Origin of the sequence: Cognatilysobacter tabacisoli (assembly GCF_003586305.1) — a bacterium.
GTDB classification, from domain to species: Bacteria; Pseudomonadota; Gammaproteobacteria; order Xanthomonadales; family Xanthomonadaceae; genus Cognatilysobacter_A; species Cognatilysobacter_A tabacisoli.
Map to the genome: position 1 here is coordinate 1,688,509 of NZ_QXJI01000001.1, position 16,542 is coordinate 1,705,050.

13 protein-coding genes are annotated in these 16,542 nt (G+C 71.9%); 1 reads left to right on the top strand and 12 read right to left on the bottom strand.

The window, feature by feature from the left end:
* Positions 1–190: 190 nt before the first annotated feature.
* The 12 genes from D3A60_RS12310 to D3A60_RS12365 all read right to left on the bottom strand — a co-directional run bounded on the left by D3A60_RS12310 (position 191) and on the right by D3A60_RS12365 (position 13,708).
* Positions 191–1,504, bottom strand: coding sequence for a dicarboxylate/amino acid:cation symporter (locus D3A60_RS12310; RefSeq protein WP_119718927.1), 1,314 nt, complete (start codon positions 1,502–1,504; stop codon positions 191–193).
* 94 nt (positions 1,505–1,598) lie between these two features.
* Positions 1,599–3,248 (bottom strand): BatD family protein, encoded by a 1,650-nt coding sequence (locus tag D3A60_RS12315; RefSeq protein ID WP_119719115.1) that lies wholly within the window; start codon positions 3,246–3,248, stop codon positions 1,599–1,601.
* A gap of 17 nt (positions 3,249–3,265) precedes the next feature.
* On the bottom strand, positions 3,266–4,993 hold the full coding sequence (locus D3A60_RS12320; protein ID WP_119718928.1) for a VWA domain-containing protein: 1,728 nt from the start codon (positions 4,991–4,993) through the stop codon (positions 3,266–3,268).
* A complete protein-coding gene (locus D3A60_RS12325; protein ID WP_119718929.1) occupies positions 4,981–6,018 on the bottom strand; it encodes a vWA domain-containing protein in 1,038 nt (345 codons plus the stop codon). Before D3A60_RS12325 ends, D3A60_RS12320 begins: the two co-directional genes overlap by 13 nt.
* Positions 6,015–6,479: a DUF4381 family protein gene (locus D3A60_RS12330; RefSeq protein WP_119718930.1), complete on the bottom strand. Its 465-nt coding sequence runs from the start codon at positions 6,477–6,479 to the stop codon at positions 6,015–6,017. The genes D3A60_RS12325 and D3A60_RS12330 overlap by 4 nt, the downstream gene beginning before the upstream one ends.
* Positions 6,479–7,408: a DUF58 domain-containing protein gene (locus D3A60_RS12335; protein ID WP_119719116.1), complete on the bottom strand. Its 930-nt coding sequence runs from the start codon at positions 7,406–7,408 to the stop codon at positions 6,479–6,481. Before D3A60_RS12335 ends, D3A60_RS12330 begins: the two co-directional genes overlap by 1 nt.
* A 94-nt stretch (positions 7,409–7,502) precedes the next feature.
* The gene (locus tag D3A60_RS12340) at positions 7,503–8,522 is read right to left on the bottom strand and encodes an AAA family ATPase (protein ID WP_119718931.1); all 1,020 of its coding nucleotides are present in this window, start codon (positions 8,520–8,522) and stop codon (positions 7,503–7,505) included.
* Positions 8,523–8,713: 191 nt separating this feature from the next.
* A complete protein-coding gene (locus D3A60_RS12345) occupies positions 8,714–10,663 on the bottom strand; it encodes a type IV pilus secretin PilQ (RefSeq protein ID WP_119718932.1) in 1,950 nt (649 codons plus the stop codon).
* A gap of 16 nt (positions 10,664–10,679) precedes the next feature.
* The gene (locus D3A60_RS12350; protein ID WP_119718933.1) at positions 10,680–11,231 is read right to left on the bottom strand and encodes a pilus assembly protein PilP; all 552 of its coding nucleotides are present in this window, start codon (positions 11,229–11,231) and stop codon (positions 10,680–10,682) included.
* Between the two features lies 1 nt (position 11,232).
* Complete coding sequence (locus D3A60_RS12355; protein WP_407062785.1) at positions 11,233–11,892, bottom strand: type IV pilus inner membrane component PilO; 660 nt, start codon at positions 11,890–11,892, stop codon at positions 11,233–11,235.
* Positions 11,893–11,933: 41 nt separating this feature from the next.
* Positions 11,934–12,650 carry a PilN domain-containing protein gene (locus tag D3A60_RS12360; protein ID WP_119718935.1) on the bottom strand — a complete coding sequence of 239 codons (717 nt, stop codon included), beginning with the start codon at positions 12,648–12,650 and terminating at the stop codon, positions 11,934–11,936.
* Positions 12,650–13,708, bottom strand: a complete 1,059-nt coding sequence (locus tag D3A60_RS12365) for a pilus assembly protein PilM (protein WP_119718936.1) — start codon at positions 13,706–13,708, stop codon at positions 12,650–12,652. Before D3A60_RS12365 ends, D3A60_RS12360 begins: the two co-directional genes overlap by 1 nt.
* A 241-nt stretch (positions 13,709–13,949) precedes the next feature.
* On the opposite strand from D3A60_RS12365, the gene D3A60_RS12370 reads away from it, so the two are divergent.
* Entirely contained in the window at positions 13,950–16,466 is a 2,517-nt protein-coding gene (locus D3A60_RS12370) for a penicillin-binding protein 1A (protein WP_119718937.1), read from the top strand.
* Positions 16,467–16,542: the final 76 nt, after the last annotated feature.

The following is a 16,542-nucleotide window of genomic DNA, read 5'->3' on the forward strand; positions in this document are numbered from 1 at the left end:
GCAGGGGTCGGCGGTGGCGGCCGGACCGGGCGGGGGCGCCATTGTCCCATCCGGGGCCGGCCCTGTCGCCCCGATTCCGTGCCGCCGGCGTCGGTCTCCTGCTCGGGCGAGGCCGCGCGCGCGGAGCCGGCCAGGCGCAGGCCGAGCTTTCCCGCCCACCGCTGGGGGGGCGAATCGGGCCCCCGTTGCGTCAGTCGGCCAGGCGTTCGGCCGGCAGGTCGGCCTCGCCGCGCGAGACCACCGCCGCCGCAGCGAGGTCGCCAGTGACGTTCAGCGTGGTCCGGCACATGTCGAGGAAGCGGTCGACGCCGAGGATCAGGCCGATGCCTTCGGGCGGCACGCCGACCATCCCGCAGATCAGCGCGACCACCGGCAGCGAGCCGGCCGGCACGCCGGCCGTGCCGATGCCGCCGAGGATGCACACGAACATCACCGTGACCTGCTGCGCCAGTGACAGCTCGATGCCGAAGAACTGGGCCAGGAACAGAACGGTCACGCCTTCGAACAGCGCGGTGCCGTTCTGGTTGGCGGTGGCGCCGACGGTCAGCACGAAACGCGATACCCGCCGCGGCAGGCCGAGCTTTTCCTCGGCCACGCGCAGCGCGGTCGGCAGCGTCGCGTTGCTCGACGCGGTCGAGAACGCCATCAGCATCGCCTCCTGCGCGCCGCGGAAGAACCGCAGCGGCGAGTAGCCGCCGACGAACTTCAGCGCCAGCGAATAGACGACGAACATGTGGATCGCCAGCGCCAGCACCACGACCAGTACGTAGGCGCCGAGGCTCTTCAACAGCCCCCAGCCGAACAGCGCGGCCAGGTTGAACATGAAGCAGAACACCGCGTACGGCGCCAGCCGGATCACCAGCCCGATCAGCGTCATCGACACCTCGAACAGGCCTTCGATGCCGCGCTTGAGCGTGTCGGTGGCCGCGCTGCGGGTCAGCACCAGGCCGATGCCGAGCATCAGCGCGAAGAACATCACCGCCAGGATCGTGTTGTCGGCCGCGGCCTTGACCACGTTGTCCGGGACGATCGACAGGACCATGTCCAGCCCCTTGGGCTGGGTCGCGGTGCTGCTGACGATGGCGCTGGCGCGCTCGGAGCCTTCGCTCAGCATGCGCTGCGCCTGCGCCGGATCGACGCCGGCGCCGGGCTGGAACCAGTTGACCAGCACCAGGCCGATCACCACGGCGATCGCCGAGACCACGATCGTGTACGCCAGTGTCTTCCAGCCGATCCGGCCGAGCGAGCGCACGTCGCCCATCTCGGCCACGCCCATGACCAGCGCGGAGAACAGCAGCGGAATCACCAGCATGAAGATCAGGCGCAAGAACAGCGTGCCGAACGGCTGGGTCACGTAGGTCGTGAACGCCTGCGCCCACGGCGTGTCCGCGCCGATCGCGTAGTACACCACCAAGCCGAACAGCAGGCCGGCGACGAAGCCGATCGCCATCTTCCAGTGCAAGGGCAGCTTCGCCTTGCCGGCGCGGGTCGTCGTTTCGTTCATTGGTGGGCTTCCGCGGACAGTCGCGGGAGCTTAGCAAACGCGTCCCGGGCCCTTGCCGCGCTGCGCTGCGCGCGCCGCAGCCGAATGAGGAGAATCAGCCGGGCGGGTACAGCGGCGGCAGCGGCGAGGCCTTCGCCGTCGGCACGGCGGCCCGCCAGCGGATGCCCGACGCGAACGCGCGGCGCAGCTGCGCGCGCGCCGCAGTGCCGTCGCCATCGCCCCAGCGCGCGCGCTGCAGCGCGCCGACCGCATCACGCTGCGCGTCGTCGTCGAGCGCGGCGATCACCGCGTCGAGGTCGGGGAGCGGCGGCTCGGCCAGGCGCGGCAGCGCGGCCGCGATGTCGGACAGGTCGCCGCGCTCGAGCAGCCGGCCCAGGTCGGCCGCGCTCATGCGCACGCGGCCGTCTGCGGCCGGCGGCGGCGTCGCAGGGCCGTCCGCGGCGGGGGCGGGACGGCTGCGGTGCTGCAGCGCCCACACCAGGGTGAACAGCCACAGCGCGGCGAACAGCAACGCGGCGAGGACCCAGCCGCGGCTCGCGCCGGTCGTCGCCGATGCGACGCGCCCGGCAAGCTCGCCTGCCGGCGCTTGGCCAACCGCCGGCGAGTCCGCATCAGCGTCGAGCGTTCCCGCCGCCACTGTCCAGCGCATCGGCGGCAATTCGGCCGTACGCGCGGCGCCGCGCGCGACGTCCCACCAGCCCATCCGCAGGCCGGCGAGTTCCACCTCGCCGGCGCGCGTCGGCACCAGCGCGAACGAGCGGGTCACCCGCGTGCGCGGCCGCCCACCGCGGGTGCTGTCGTCGGACTGCGGCGGATCGGCGAACACCTGCACGCCGTCGATCGGCGGCAGCTGCAGCGGCGGGAGCTGCGCCGCCTGCGCGCCGTCGGCGACGGCTTCGATCGTCAACGTCGCCGCCGCGCCGGCCTGCAGCGACGACGGCGTTGCGACGTAGCGCAGGCTCAGGCCGCGCAGCGGCAGCCAAGGCTGCGGGGCGTTTGCCGGGATGCCGCGCACCTGCAGGAACCGCGGGCGGGCGGTGGCGGCCAGTGCGCCGCCGCGGTCGCCGAACAGGTCGTCGAAGAACCCGCCGGCGCCGCGCCCGGAGAACGTCGCACCCGGCATCGTCAGCGTGCCGCTGCGCTCGGGCACCAGCTGGAACCGGCGTTCGATGACGTAGTAGCGGCGCCCGCCGAGGTCTCGCGAGTACTGCGCGTCGTCGCCGACCCGCTGCAGCGAGGCACCGTCGGGCGCCGGCTGGTCGAGGTGGCCCGACACCAGCGGCGCGCGTGAGTACAGGCGCACCACCCAGCCCACCGACTGCTGCACGTACGGATCGTCGTCGTCGGCCTCGCTTTCGATGAACACGTCGTCGCCCGATCGCGCCGGCGCGGCACCGAGGCTGGCGTCGACCGTCAGCGTCAATGCCGATGTCATGCCGGCGCCGACGCGCAGCGCCGGCACGGTCAGCATGCCGTCGCGCCGCGGCCGCAGCGCCACCGCGTACAGCGAGCGCGTCGTGACCCGGCCGTTGGCGATGTCGAACGACTTGCGGCTGGTGTGACCGCTGGCGCTGAAGTCGCGCTGCAGCGGCGCGTAGTCGGGCACGCCGCGGTCGGTGGTCTCGATGTTCAGCGTCACCGTCTCGCCCGGGCCGATGCGGTCGCGATCAAGCCATGCGCGCGGCTGCGCGAACGCCACGCCGCTGCACAGGATCAGCAGCGCGACGGAGGCCAGGCGGAGCATCGATCGGCAGTTCGACGTCATTCGGTCGGGCGTCCCTGGGTCAGGCGGCGTTCGTGCTCGAGGCGGAACTTCGCGCGCAGCAGGCCGCCCGGATCGTCGGGCACGCGCTGCAGCAGCGCTTCGTTGGCCAGCCGGCGTTCGCGCTGCGCCGCGGTCTCGGCGCGCGGCGCGTCGGCGTCCGCATCCGGTGGCTCGGCGCGACCGGCGCGCGCCAGCGCCTGCTCGATGCGCTGCCGCTGGGCGCGGTCGGCCTCGGCCTGCGCCTGTGCATCGGCCGGCTTGGCCTCGGGCGTCGTGCGGTTGTCGGCCGCCGCGGGCGCCGGTCGATCGGGCTGCGTCGGCTCGCCCGGCGCGCCCTGCGGCGACGACCGCTGCGGGTCGGCCTGGCCCTGCTGGCCGGGCTGCGGCGATTGCCCGCCCGCCGACGGCGCGCCGCCGTCCTTCGGCCCCTGAGGCGGCTTGCGCTTCATCGCCGCTTCGACGGCGCGCCGGTTCGCGATCGCATCGGCCATGCCAGGCTGCCGCTTCAGGGCCGCGTCGTACGCCGCGATCGCCTGCGGATAGCGGCCCGCGCGCGCCAGCGCATTGCCGCGGTTGTAGTGGGCATCGGCGCTGTCGACGCCGGCATACAGCGCCGCGGCGCGCGCATAGTCCTCCCGGCGGTACGCCGCGGTGCCGTCGACCAGGCGCGCATGCGCCGCCTGGTCGGGCCGCCGCCACAGGTCCGCCGCCTGCGCGGGCAACCAGGGCAACAGCAATACGAGCGCCAGCGCAGCGACCGCACCCCCGCTGCGCCGGAACGCGAACAGCGCCAGCAGCATCAGCGGCGGCAGCAGCCAATAGCCCTCGTCCTGCCAGGCGCGGCCGCGCTCGCCCGACTGGCTGGCGCCGTCGACCGCGTTGGCGTCGAGCACGCCGAGCGCGCGCAGGTCCGCGTCGTCGAGGGTGACCGCGCGGTAGTCGCCGTCACCGCTGGCCGCAAGCGTGCGCAGCGATGCAGCGTCCAGCCGCGCCTGCAGCAGCGCGCCGTTGGCTCCGCGGAACGGCGCGCCGGCTTCGCCGCCGACGCCGATCACGTCGACGCGGTAGCCGGCCCGCGCGGCGCGTTCCGCCGCGGCGTCGGCGTCGGCGTCGCCGTGGTCGGTCATCAGCAGGATGCGGCCGCGATCGAAGCCGGCGCGCGTGAGCAGCCTCGCGGACTGTTCGATCGCGCGGTCCGCGCGCTGGCCGTCGACCGGCATGACGTCGGGCGCCAAGGCATCGAGGAAGAGCGCGACGTTCGCCGCGTCCTCGGTCAGCGGCGCGACGGTGAAGGCATCGCCGGCGAACGCGACCAGCCCGACCTGGCCGCCGTCGCGCGCGGCCAGGACGCGCGCGACCTTCGCCCGCGCGATCGCGAGCCGCGACGGCGGCACGTCGGCGGCGAGCGACGCGCTCGACAGGTCGACGGCGATCACCAGCGGCATCGCCGACTGCCACAGCGGCTGCTCGACCTGCCGCCACGCCGGGCCGGCCAGCGCGACGACGGCCAGCGCGTAGCCCAGCGCGGCCGCGCCCATGCGCGCCCACGTGCGCGTCGTGCCGCGCGGCTCCAGCAGGTAGGGCAGCAGGTGCGCATCGACGAGGCCGGTCCACGCGTGGCGACGCCGCGACCGCGCGCGCCACCACAGCGCCAGCAGCGGCAGGGCCAGCAGCGCCCACAGCCACTGCGGACGCAGCCAGTGCAGCGCGGTCACCGCCTCCATGCAGGCCTCCAGCGCTGCGTTCGACGCGGCAGCGCGAAAGCCAGCACCGCGCACGCCCACGCCGCGGCCAGCGGCCACGCGTAGCGCTCGATCCGCGGCCGCACGGCAACGCCCTCGCGGGCGACCGGCTCGATGCGGTCGAGCTCGGCGTAGATCTGCACGAGCTCGCCGGTGTCGCGGGCGCGGAAGAAGCGGCCGCCGGTCGCGGTCGCGATCGCCTGCAGCGACGCCTCGTCGATCTCGTCGCCGGCGCCGGGCATCGGCAGCTGCAGGCCGAACAGCGACAGCGACCCATCGCCGCCGAACGCGATCGTGTGGACGCGCACGCCCTCGTCGCGCGCCAGCTCGGCCGCCTTCTTCGGCTCCAGCGCGCCGGCGGTGTTGACGCCGTCGGTGAGCAGGATCAGCACGCGCTGGCCGGCGGGCTGCTCGCGCAGGCGGCGCACCGCCAGCCCGATCGCGTCGCCGACCGCGGTCTCCTGCCCGGCCAGGCCGACCACCGCGTCGAGCAGCTGCTCGCGCACCGAGTCGCGGTCCAGCGTCAGCGGCGTCAGCGCATACGCGCGGCGGCCAAAGACCAGCAGGCCGACGCGGTCGCCGCCGCGACGATCGAGGAAGTCGGCCAGCACCGCCTTCGCGGCGGTGAGCCGATCGACCGGGCGGCCGCCGAGCTCCATGTCGGGCTCGCTCATGCTGCCGGACAGGTCGAGGGCGAGCATGAGGTCGCGACCGGCCTGCGGGGGGCGCACCGGCTCGCCCAGCTCCTGCGGTCGCGCCGCGGCGACGCACAGCAGCGCCCACGCCAGCCACGCAAGCAGGCCCGGCCCGCCACCGCGCAGGCCGCGCCGCGCCGCGATCGCAACGGCATCGACGCGATCGCCGAACGGAACGCGCAGCGCGGGCGAGCCGTCGCGCGCCGCCGGCAGCAACCAGCGCGCGAGCAGCGGCGCGGGCAGCGCCAGCAGCGCCCACGGCCACGCGAACAGCGCACGCAGCGGATCGAGCACGGTCGTCCAGTCGCTCATCGCCGCAGCATCCACTCGACGAAGCGCCTGCGCGCGACCTCGCGCAGCTGCGCGACCGCGTCGTCATCCAGCTGCGGACGGAACGCGCCGTCGGACAGCAGCCGGCCGGGTCCGTCGCGGAACGTGCGCGCGCCGTCGCTGTCGTCGCCACCATCGAGGAACGCCAGCCACGCCTCCCCTTCGAGCCGATCGGCCGCCGGATCGCGGCGGCGCGCGGCGCGGCGCAGCAGCTCGGACATCGCGGCCACCCGCGCGGGCGCGTCGCCCGCCGCGGCCAGCGCCTCGTCGAACAGCGCCACGGCGCGGCGGTGCCGTCGCGCCTTGCGCCCGCGCCACCACCACACCGCGAGCGCGACGCCCACGACGGCAGCCGCCACCAGCCACCAGCCGGGTGCCGGTGGCCACCACGGCGGCGCCGGCGGCTGGTGGATGTCGCGCAGCACGAGCGTTGCCGCGGCCATCAGCCCGCACCCACGGCCGCGCGCGCGGGCTGCGGCAGCCACGACTCACTCGCGGCGTCCGTGGCGAGCACGTGGGCCCGCACGCCCACGCGCGGCAGGCGCTCCAGGGCTGCGGCGATCGGCGCGGAGAACTGCTGGCGCCAGCGCTGGCGCTGCGGGGCCGAGGCGAGGTCGAGCTCGACGCGGTGCGCGCCCGTCCGTGCATTCTCGGCAAGGAACGGCAGTGCCGCGCGCGGCGGGTCGAGTTCCAGCGGGTCGACCAGCAGCAGCACGAGCACCTCGTTGTGGCGCGCCAGCGCCGGCCACCGCTGCTCGGGGATCGCAACGACCTCGGCGGCGTCGGCCAGCACGACGACCCGCGAGCCGGGCCGCACGACGCGCGCAGCGTGGTCGAGCGCGACCGCCAGACCCGCGTCGTCCGCTGGCGGCGCGGCGTACCAGCGCACCAGCGCATCGAGCACGCGCAGCGCGCCGCGCGGGCCCGCGGCCGGCGCGATCGGCGCTTCGCGCGTGCTGCCGCGCAGCGCGGCGATCCGGTCGCCGTCGCGGACGGCCATCCACGCGGCCACCGCGCCGGCGCGCGCCGCCTGCACCGACTTGAAGCGCGCGCGCGTGCCGAAGTACAGCGCCGGCGCGGTGTCGGCGACGACGAGGGTCAGCCGCTCGCGCTCGGCCTGGAACAGCTTGGTGTGGGCGCGACCGGTGCGCGCGGTCAGGCGCCAGTCGATGTGGCGCGCGTCGTCGCCGAGCGAGTACTCGCGCGACTCCGCGTACTCCATGCCGCGCCCGCGCAGCGGCGACAGCGCCTGGCCGTGCACGCCGACGCGCCCGCGCCGCGCGGCGCGGCGACCGGCGACCGCAGCCCGCAGCGCCGTCAGTTCGGCGAGCGTGGGGACGATGCCGTCGGACGCTGGCGTGCGCGGCGTCATCGGCGCGGGTCCGTCGCGCGCCCGAGGCGCCCACCACGCGGCGCGCACGGGATGCGCTGCGTGCAATCGAGTGCGCGTGCAACGGCCATCGCGCTCAGGGCAACGGCACCAGCCGCAGCAGTTCCGCGACGAGGCGGTCGCCGTCCCAACCCTCGGCCGTGGCCTCGTAGCTGGGCAGCACGCGGTGCCGGAGCACGTCCGGCGCGACCGCGCGTACGTCCTCCGGCGTCACGAAGTCGCGCCCGAGCAGCCACGCGTGCGCGCGGGCACAGCGCTCGAGCGCGATCGACCCGCGCGGGCTCGCGCCCCACGCGATGCGGCGGCCCAGCGCGGCGTCGTAGCGGGATGCGTCACGCGACGCGAGGACGAGCTCGATCAGGTAGCGCTCGACCGCTGGGGCCAGATGGATCGCCAGCACCGCGGCGCGCGCGGCGAACACGTCCGCGAGCGGCACGCGCTCCGGCGCCGGCGCATCGAGCGCGCCCTCGCGCGCCCGATTGCGCGCAAGCCGGAGGATCTCGGTCTCGGCCTCCGCGCGCGGGTAGCCGATCCGGACGTGCATCAGGAACCGGTCGAGCTGCGCCTCCGGCAGCGGGAACGTGCCCTCCTGCTCGATCGGATTCTGCGTCGCCATGACCAGGAACAGCGCCGGCAGCGCATACGTCGCGCGGCCGACCGTGACCTGGCGCTCGCCCATGGCCTCCAGCAGCGCCGACTGCACCTTGGCCGGCGCGCGGTTGATTTCGTCGGCCAGCAGGATCGGATGGAAGATCGGTCCCGGCTGGAACTCGAACCGGCCATCCTGAGGGCGCCAGACCTCGGTGCCGGTCAGGTCGGCCGGCAGCAGGTCCGGCGTGAACTGGACCCGCGCGAAGTCCGCTTCCAGCCGCGCCGCCAGCGCGCGGATGGCGCTTGTCTTCGCCAAGCCCGGGGCGCCTTCGACCAGCAGGTGTCCGTCGGCGAGCAGCGCGATCAGCAGCCGCTCGATCAGCGCCGCCTGCCCCACGATCTGCCCGGCCAGCGCCTCGCGCAGCCCGCGGAACGCGTCGTGCAGGCGACCGGCATCGGGCGCCGAGGGCGCGTCGTACGGTCGAGGAATCGGCGGAGCGTCCATCGCGGTCTCGTCGGCGGGGTCGTCCGATTCTGACCGATCGCGGCGGGCAAGGTTCACGCAGCCGCGCAGCGGTTCAGGCGTGGTGGCTGTTTGGTGCGCGGCGCGGCGCCACCGAACGTCCGGTCGACCCCCTCAAAAGGAACGGGGCCCCTCAGGGCCCCGTTCCGGCACTCCGGTGTCGCAGGTGACGATCAGTTGCGCTGGGCGACGGCCAGCACCTTCGGCGTCACGAAGATCAGCAGTTCGGCCTTGTCCTTGGCGCGACCTTTCTTCTTGAACAGGTTGCCGAGGAACGGGATGTCGCCGAGGAAAGGCACCTTCTGCACGTCGTTGCGGTCGCGGAACTCGTAGACGCCGCCGATCACGACGGTCTGCCCGTCCTCGACCAGCACCGCGGTGTTGACGTTGCGCTTGCTGATGCTGGGCACCTGGCCGATCGACGTGTCGATGAAGCCCTCGACCTCGTCCTTCTTGACGTTCATCGCCAGGAACACGCGGCCGTCGTTGGTGATCGTCGGTGTGACCTTCAGCTCGAGCAGCACGTCCTTGAACTGCACGTTCGGGATCGGAATCGAGTTGCCGCCCTGCTGCGGCGAGATCGTCACGTAGCCGACCTCCTGGCCCTGGCTGATCACCGCTTCGCGCTGGTTGCTGGTGACGATGCGCGGGTTGGAGATCACCTCGCCCCGGCCCTCTTCCTGCATCGCCGACAGCTCGATGTCGAGCAGGTAGCCGGCGTTGAGGATCGACAGCGCGAGCGCGCCGGCCGGATTCGCTACCGGGAGGTTGGTGCCGAGCGTGCGGGTCAGCGCCTGGCGCTCGCCGGTCAGGATGGCCTCCTGGCGGGCGAAGGCGTTGGCCGACGACGCGTCGGTGTCGCCACCGAAGCCGAGCGAGCTGCGGTCGCCCGGCTTGCCGGTCGCGCCGTTGATGCCGAACTTCGCACCGAGCTCGCGCGAGAACGTCTCGGTTGCGATGACGACGCGGGCTTCGATCAGCACCTGGTCGACCGGGCGGTCGATCACGCGGATGAGTTCCTTCATCTGCGCGACTTTCTTCGGGATGTCGCTGATCATCAGCGTGTTGGTGCGCTCGTCGGCGACCAGACGGCCGCGCGGCGACAGGAAGCCGTTGTCGTTGTTGTTGCCGCCGCCCTGGCCGCCCTGGCCACCGCCGCCCGCGCCACCGATGCCCTTGGCCTCGGTCAACGCTTTGAAGATCTGCGCGGCGTTGTGGTAGTTGATCTGCACGTACTCGGTCACGAGGTCGACGCGGTTGTCGAGCGCGATGCGGGCGTCTTCGCGGTCCTGCTCGTACTTGGCGATTTCGGACTGCGGGGCGACCCACACGACATTGCCGCTGCGGCGCTTGTCCAGGCCCTTGGCCTGCAGGACGATGTCCAGCGCCTGGTCCCACGGCACGTTCACCAGCCGCAGCGTGACGTTGCCCTGCACCGTGTCGGCAGCGACGATGTTGAGGTTCGATTCCTCGGCGATCAGCTGCAGCACCGTGCGCACGGGCACGTCCTGGAAGTTGAACGTCACCGGGCGACCGCCGTAGCGCGCGCCGGTGCCGGTGGCGACCTGGCCCACGGCCGCAGCGGTCGCACCGACCGCACGCTTGGCGCTGGCCGCGCGCGGCATGATCTCGACGATGTACTCGCGGCCGCTCTGGTACGCCATGGACTCGTACACGCCCGCGGTTTCGAGCACCAGCTGCGTACCGGCCCCGGCCGGCCGGGCCTGGATGCGCTGCACCGGCGTGGCGAAGTCCGACACGTTCAGCGGCTTCTGCAGGCTGGCAGGCAGCTGCGCGTTACCGACGTTGATCGTGACCGTCGAGCCGGTCGCGCGCAGGTCGGGGGCCGCTCCGTCGCCGTTGAAGCGCAGGATCAGCTTGCCCGCGCCGCCATCGCCGCGCTTGAAGTCGATGTCCGAGACCGCGATCGCGCCGGGCAGCTGCTTGGCGGGGTCGAGGCTCGACGCGGGCGCGGCGGCATTGGCCCCACCCGTCGCCGACTGGGGAGCCGCCTGCACGGCGGAGAAGCCGGCGGCGAGACCGATCGCAAGCCCGAGCGCGCCCAGGCGCACGGGCAAGGGGCGTCGGGCCGGCTGCGGAACTTTGGCGTTGAAAACGGTCATCGTGACATTCCCCCAATCATTGATCTTCAAGCGCGACCGTGGCCGGTCGCTCCAGCCATCCGCCTGCGCCGTCCGGCACGAGCTCCACCAGTTCGATCCGATCTTCGAACACCCCGGTGACGCGACCATCGCTCTGTCCCATGTACGCGCCAGGGCGCACACGGTACGTAACCTTGTCGGGCGCCATCACCAGCGCGACCGTTGCTGCACCCCGCCCCAGCGTGCCGACCATGTCGAGGCTGTCGAGCGGGAACTGTTCCAGTGTCTGCTTGCGACGCGACGGATCCGGCCGCGGACCGCTGCCGCCACCGTCGTCGGTGAACGCATTGCTGAACGGGTCGCGCAGCGATTGCGCCGCGTACTCGAACGTCTCGAACTGCTGCATCACCGGCAGCGGATCGAGCGGCGGTGCGGGGCGGGCCTTGACCTCGGCGACCCACGTCTCGAGGTTCGGCGCATCACCGGGCTGGCTGGTGATGCCGCGGGTGCAGCCGGCGAGCGCAAGGAGCGCCGCGAGTGCCACACCGGTGCGGATCGCCGGTGTCAGGCGAGGCTGGAAACGATGCATGTCAGGCTCCCCCCTGGGCCGTGGCCGGCGCTGCGGCCGGCGTCGCACCCGGCGTAGCCGGCTGTGCGGCCTTTTCCTGCTCCGCCATTTCCTCTTCGTCGAGGTAACGGTAGGTCTTGACGGTGCCGGCCAGCTCAAGCGGACTGTTCGGCGTGATCGTGCCGTCCTTGTTGCCCGCCTTCGGCTTCAGCGAAATGTCGTGCATCGTCATGATGACCACGCGCGGCAGCGACGCGACGCCGCTGACGAAGCCGCCAAACTGGTGGTACGTGCCCACCATGCGCAGCGCGATCGGCTTCTCGGCGTAGAAATCCTTGGGGATCTCGGGGCCGGGCTGGAACAGCTCGTTGGTGATGCCGGTGGCGAGCGCGGTCTGCGAGATGTCGACGATGAGGTCGGGCATCTCGGTCTTGCTAGGCAGCTGGCGCATCATCTGCTGCAGCTGCTGCTCCATCTGGGCCAGCTGCTGCTTCAGCGGATCGAGGTTGGCGGCGCGGCCCTGCTTGGTTTCGAACTCATTGCGCAGGTCGGCTTCCTGGCGCTCGAGGCTCTCCAGTTCGACGCGCTTGTCCTGCACGAACAGGTACCAGGCCAGTCCGACGATCACCAGGCCGATGATCACGCAGAAACCGATCTTGGCCTGCTGCGGCCAGGCACCCATGTTGTTGAAGTCGAGTTCCTTGAGCGAAAGCTTCTTCTGGCTCACGACGCGGCTCCTGGTTGTGCCGGGGTGGCGGCCGGGCTGGCCGGAGCCGCAGGCGTGGCCGCCGGGCTCGCGGGCGCAGCCGGGGCCGTGGTGCCTTCCGGCGCCGGCGCCGGGACCACCGGCGCGGCGGGCGCGTCGGGCACGCCGTCGCCGTCCTCGTCCTTCGGCGCGTTCGGATTGGCCAGGGTGACCGTCAGGATGAACTGGTACGGCAGCCCCTTGTCGTCGCCCTTGGCCTCGATGATCGACAGGTCGGGCTTGGTCATCCAGCCCGAGCCTTCGAGGTTGCGCATGTAGGTACTCACGCGCGCGTTCGACTGCGCCTTGCCCTCGAGCGTCAGCTGCGACTCGTCCTGCTTGATCGAGGTCAGCACGGCGCCGTCAGGGATGGTGCGCACCAGCGAATCGAACAGGTGGACCATCTGCGAGCGGTTCGACTGCAGCTGCTCGATGACTTCCTTGCGCGCCAGCAGCTTGGCCTTCTTCTTGTCGAGCTCCTCGATCTCCGTGATCTTCTTGTCGACCTCGGTGATCTGCTCGCGCAGGAAGGCGTTGCGCTCGTTCTGGCCGCTGATCTGCCCGCTGTAGTAGCTGATGATGATGAACGACAGCAGCACCGCGCCCAGCGCCGACAGGGCGAGCATGATGCCGAATTCCTTCTGCCGCTGTTTGCGGCGCTCCGCGCGCCACGGAAGGAGGTTGATCCGTGCCATCAGTCGAAGCTCCTCAGGGCGAGGCCGCAGGCAATCATCAGTGCGGGCGCGTCCTGTGCCAGTGCGTGGGCTTGCACGCGCGGGCCGAGCGTCATCTGCGCCAGCGGGTTGGCGATCGTGGTGCGAACACCGAGCTGTTCCTCGACCATCGCGGCGATGCCCGGGATCGCGGCGTTGCCGCCTGCGATCACGATGTGGTCGACGCGGTTGAACTCGCTGCCGGCGTAGAAGAATTGCAGCAGTCGGCTCACCTGCTGGACCATGGCCTCCTTGAACGGATCCAGGACCTCGGCCTCGTAGCTGTCCGGCAGCCCGCCCTGGCGCTTGGCCAGGCCCGCCTCTTCGTAGCTGAGCCCGTAGCGGCGCATGACCTCGTCGGTCAGCTGCTTGCCGCCGAACACCTGCTCGCGGCTGTACAGGCTGCGCCCGTTGCGCAGCACGTTGAGCGTCGTCATCGTCGCGCCCGAGTCGATCAGCGCGATGATCCCATCCTTGGGCCCACCGAGCTGGTCGGCGATCAGGGCGAAAGCGTTCTCGACCGCAAAGGCCTCGACATCCATCACTCGCGGGGTCAGGCCGCCGAGCTCGAGCGCGGAGGCGCGGACCTCGACGTTCTCGGTGCGCGAGGCGGCCAGCAGGACCTGGACGGTATCCGGATTGTTCGGCATCGGGCCGAGCACCTCGAAGTCGAGGTTCACTTCCTCGATCGGGTACGGCACATAGTTGACGGCTTCGAGTTCGACCTGCGACTCCAGGTCGTCCTCGTCGAGGTCGGCCGGCATCGGGATCACCTTGGTGATCACCGAGGAGCCGGCCACGGCGGCGGCGGCGAAGCGCGTCCGCGTGCCCGAGCGCGCCACGGCGCGCTTGATCGCTTCACCGACGGCTTCGACTTCGACGATGTTCTTTTCGACGACCGCGTTCGGCGGCAGCGGTTCGACCGCGTAATGCTCGACGCGATAGCGGTTGCCCGCACGCGACAGCTGCAACAGCTTGACCGCAGTCGAGCTGATGTCCACGCCGACGAGGGCCGGCTGGCTTTTTGTGATCACTCCCACGGTTTTCTCCCCTTGCCACAAGCGCTTACGCGGACTTTGTGTGGCCCCGCCTTAAATAACGGACTTTTGACGGGCTGGCAACAGTTTCCTCACGGATTGCCAACCCGGTCCGCATTCTTTCTTTCCCTGAACCCAAACGGCCCCGGCCGAGAACTCAGGCCGATTGGACGCGTGCGCAAGGACGATTCCCCGGCTCCTCTATACTCCACGCCCCCGACACCCGCAATCGGAATCCCGCTCGATGTCCCGTTTCCGTCGCCTGCTGCGCTGGGCGTTGATCGCATTCGCAGGCCTGGCTGTTCTGGGCGCCATCGCCATCGGGGTCGTCTACTACCTCGTCGCCCCCAAGCTGCCGGATGTCGAGCAGCTGCGGAACGTCGAGATGCAGGAGCCGATGTACGTCTACGCCCGCGACGGCCGCCTGATGGCGCTGTTCGGCGAGACCCGCCGGTACCCGGTGTCGATCGAAGACGTTCCCGAGCGGCTCAAGCAGGCGTTCATCTCGATCGAGGACGCGCGCTTCTACCAGCACCACGGCGTCGACTACAAAGGCGTGGCGCGCGCGGTGTGGCTGCTGGCGACCACCGACGATCGGCGCGTGCCGGGCGGCTCGACGATCACCCAGCAGGTGGCCCGACAGTTCTTCCTGAGCTCGGAGTACAGCTACACCCGCAAGCTGGCCGAGATGATGCTGGCGATCCGCATGGAGAAGGAGCTCAGCAAGGACGAGATCTTCGAGCTCTACTTGAACAAGAGCTTCTTCGGCAACCGCGCCTACGGCGTGGGCGCCGCGGCGGAGTTCTATTACGGCAAGAAGATGTCGGAGCTGACGCTGGACGAGATGGCCTCGCTCGCCGGCATCCCGAAGTTCCCGTCCAGCGGCAACCCGCTGAGCAACCCGGAGCGCGCCAAGGAACGCCGCGACTACATCCTGCAGCGCATGCAGGAGCTCAAGTTCATCACGCCGGCCGAGGCCGCGCAGGCCCAGGCCGCGCCGATGCACGCCACCCCGCACGAGCGGCCGGTCGAGGTCTACGCGCCGTACGTGGCGGAGATGGTCCGGCAGGAAATGGTCGCCCGCTACGGCACCGAGGCCCTGACCAAGGGCTATCACGTCACCACCACGATCGACCCGGTGCTGCAGACGTCGGCCGACCAATCGCTGCGCGAGGGGCTGCACACCTACGACAAGCGCCACGGCTGGCACGGAGTCGAGCAGCGCTTCGAACTGGGCGCCGACGAGGACGCCGCCACCGCCCGCGCCCGCCTGCGCAACGTGCCGGCGCAGGCCGGCCTGCAGGCGGCGATCGTGCTCGGCGCGTCGGACGGCGCCACGCGTGTCGTCCTGGCCGACGGCACCGAGCTCGCGCTCGGACCGAAGGACGGCTGGGCGGGGCGCGCGCCGGCCAGCCTCGGCCTCAAGCGTGGCGACGTGGTGCGCGTGCGCCGCGTCGAGCCGCCGGCGCCGAAGCCCGGCGACAAGGCGGTCGCTCCGGCAAAGGTGGTCCACCACCTCGACCAGCTGCCGCGCGCGCAGGCCGCGCTGGTGTCGATGGACACCGCAACGGGCGCGCTGCGTGCGCTGTCCGGCGGCTACAGCTACGCAGGCAACAAGTTCAACCGCGCGACCCAGGCGCGGCGCCAGCCGGGCTCGAGCTTCAAGCCGTTCGTGTACTCGGCGGCGTTCGAGCGCGGGTTCAATCCGGCCTCGATCGTCCTCGACGCGCCGGTGGTGTTCAAGGACCGCCGCGGCCACCTGTGGCGGCCGCAGAACGACACCGGTAACTTCGCCGGCCCGATGCGGATCCGCGAGGCGATGGTGCAGTCGCGCAACCTCGTGTCGGTGCGCCTGCTCGATGCGATCGGCGTCGACTACGCACGCAAGTACATCAGCCACTTCGGCTTCGAGCTCGACCAGCTGCCGCCGAACCTGTCGATGTCGCTCGGCACCGCGTCGCTGACGCCGCTGTCGGTCGCCCGCGGCTACGCGGCGTTCGCGAACGGCGGCTTCCTGGTGACGCCGTGGTTCATCGACGAAGTCCGCGACCGCGACGGCGCGGTGGTGTTCAAGGAGAAGCCTGCGACCGCGTGCCCGGGCTGCGGCGTGCCGGGAACGGCCGGTCGCGCCGCGACGACCGGCGCGGTCGTCGACGGCTTCGACCTCGGGCCCGCCTCCGGGACGTCGCCGACGACGGTGGCCCAGTCGGACCCGAAGGCCGACGTCGCGAAGCCCAAGGCCGCGCCCGCCGCCCTGCCGGAAGGCACGCGGGTCGCGCCGCGCGCGATGGACGGCCGCATCGCCTACCAGATGGTGTCGATGCTGCGCGACGTGGTGCTGCGCGGCACCGGCACCGCGGCCAAGGTGCTCGAGCGCGAGGACATCGCCGGCAAGACCGGCTCGACCAACGACCACCGCGATGCGTGGTTCTCGGGCTTCGGTGGTCCACTGGTCACCACGGTGTGGGTGGGGCGCGACAACTTCCAGTCGCTCGGCTACCGCGAGTACGGCGGCAAGGCCGCGCTGCCGATCTGGATCGAGTACATGCGCGTTGCGCTCAAGGACCAGCCGATCGCCGCCAACGACCCGCCCGACGGGATGGTCAAGGTCTCGGTCGCGGCCAACGGCGCGCTGCTGCCCGAGGGCGCCGGCGGCGTGCTCGAGTGGGTCAAGGCCGAGGACCTGGAGCGGATGGAAAGCTACGTCGACTACGGCGACCGGGACTCCGCTCCGTCGGAAGAGTCGTTCGACATCTTCTGAGCAGCGCTGCGCGCCGATCAACGGCGCGTCATTGCGCGCCGTCGCGCCCGTGATAGGGTTTTGGCGCCGGCATCGG

What these genes read in the sequence shown, in the direction of transcription:
- D3A60_RS12370 (WP_119718937.1), top strand. Translation starts at nt 13,950, where the DNA reads ATGTCCCGTTTCCGTCGCCTGCTGCGCTGGGCGTTGATCGCATTCGCA.
- D3A60_RS12360 (WP_119718935.1), bottom strand. Translation starts at nt 12,650, where the DNA reads ATGGCACGGATCAACCTCCTTCCGTGGCGCGCGGAGCGCCGCAAACAG.
- D3A60_RS12315 (WP_119719115.1), bottom strand. Translation starts at nt 3,248, where the DNA reads ATGCTCCGCCTGGCCTCCGTCGCGCTGCTGATCCTGTGCAGCGGCGTG.
- D3A60_RS12330 (WP_119718930.1), bottom strand. Translation starts at nt 6,479, where the DNA reads ATGGCCGCGGCAACGCTCGTGCTGCGCGACATCCACCAGCCGCCGGCG.
- D3A60_RS12320 (WP_119718928.1), bottom strand. Translation starts at nt 4,993, where the DNA reads ATGGAGGCGGTGACCGCGCTGCACTGGCTGCGTCCGCAGTGGCTGTGG.
- D3A60_RS12345 (WP_119718932.1), bottom strand. Translation starts at nt 10,663, where the DNA reads ATGACCGTTTTCAACGCCAAAGTTCCGCAGCCGGCCCGACGCCCCTTG.
- D3A60_RS12355 (WP_407062785.1), bottom strand. Translation starts at nt 11,892, where the DNA reads ATGGGTGCCTGGCCGCAGCAGGCCAAGATCGGTTTCTGCGTGATCATC.
- D3A60_RS12350 (WP_119718933.1), bottom strand. Translation starts at nt 11,231, where the DNA reads ATGCATCGTTTCCAGCCTCGCCTGACACCGGCGATCCGCACCGGTGTG.
- D3A60_RS12310 (WP_119718927.1), bottom strand. Translation starts at nt 1,504, where the DNA reads ATGAACGAAACGACGACCCGCGCCGGCAAGGCGAAGCTGCCCTTGCAC.
- D3A60_RS12335 (WP_119719116.1), bottom strand. Translation starts at nt 7,408, where the DNA reads ATGACGCCGCGCACGCCAGCGTCCGACGGCATCGTCCCCACGCTCGCC.
- D3A60_RS12325 (WP_119718929.1), bottom strand. Translation starts at nt 6,018, where the DNA reads ATGAGCGACTGGACGACCGTGCTCGATCCGCTGCGTGCGCTGTTCGCG.
- D3A60_RS12340 (WP_119718931.1), bottom strand. Translation starts at nt 8,522, where the DNA reads ATGGACGCTCCGCCGATTCCTCGACCGTACGACGCGCCCTCGGCGCCC.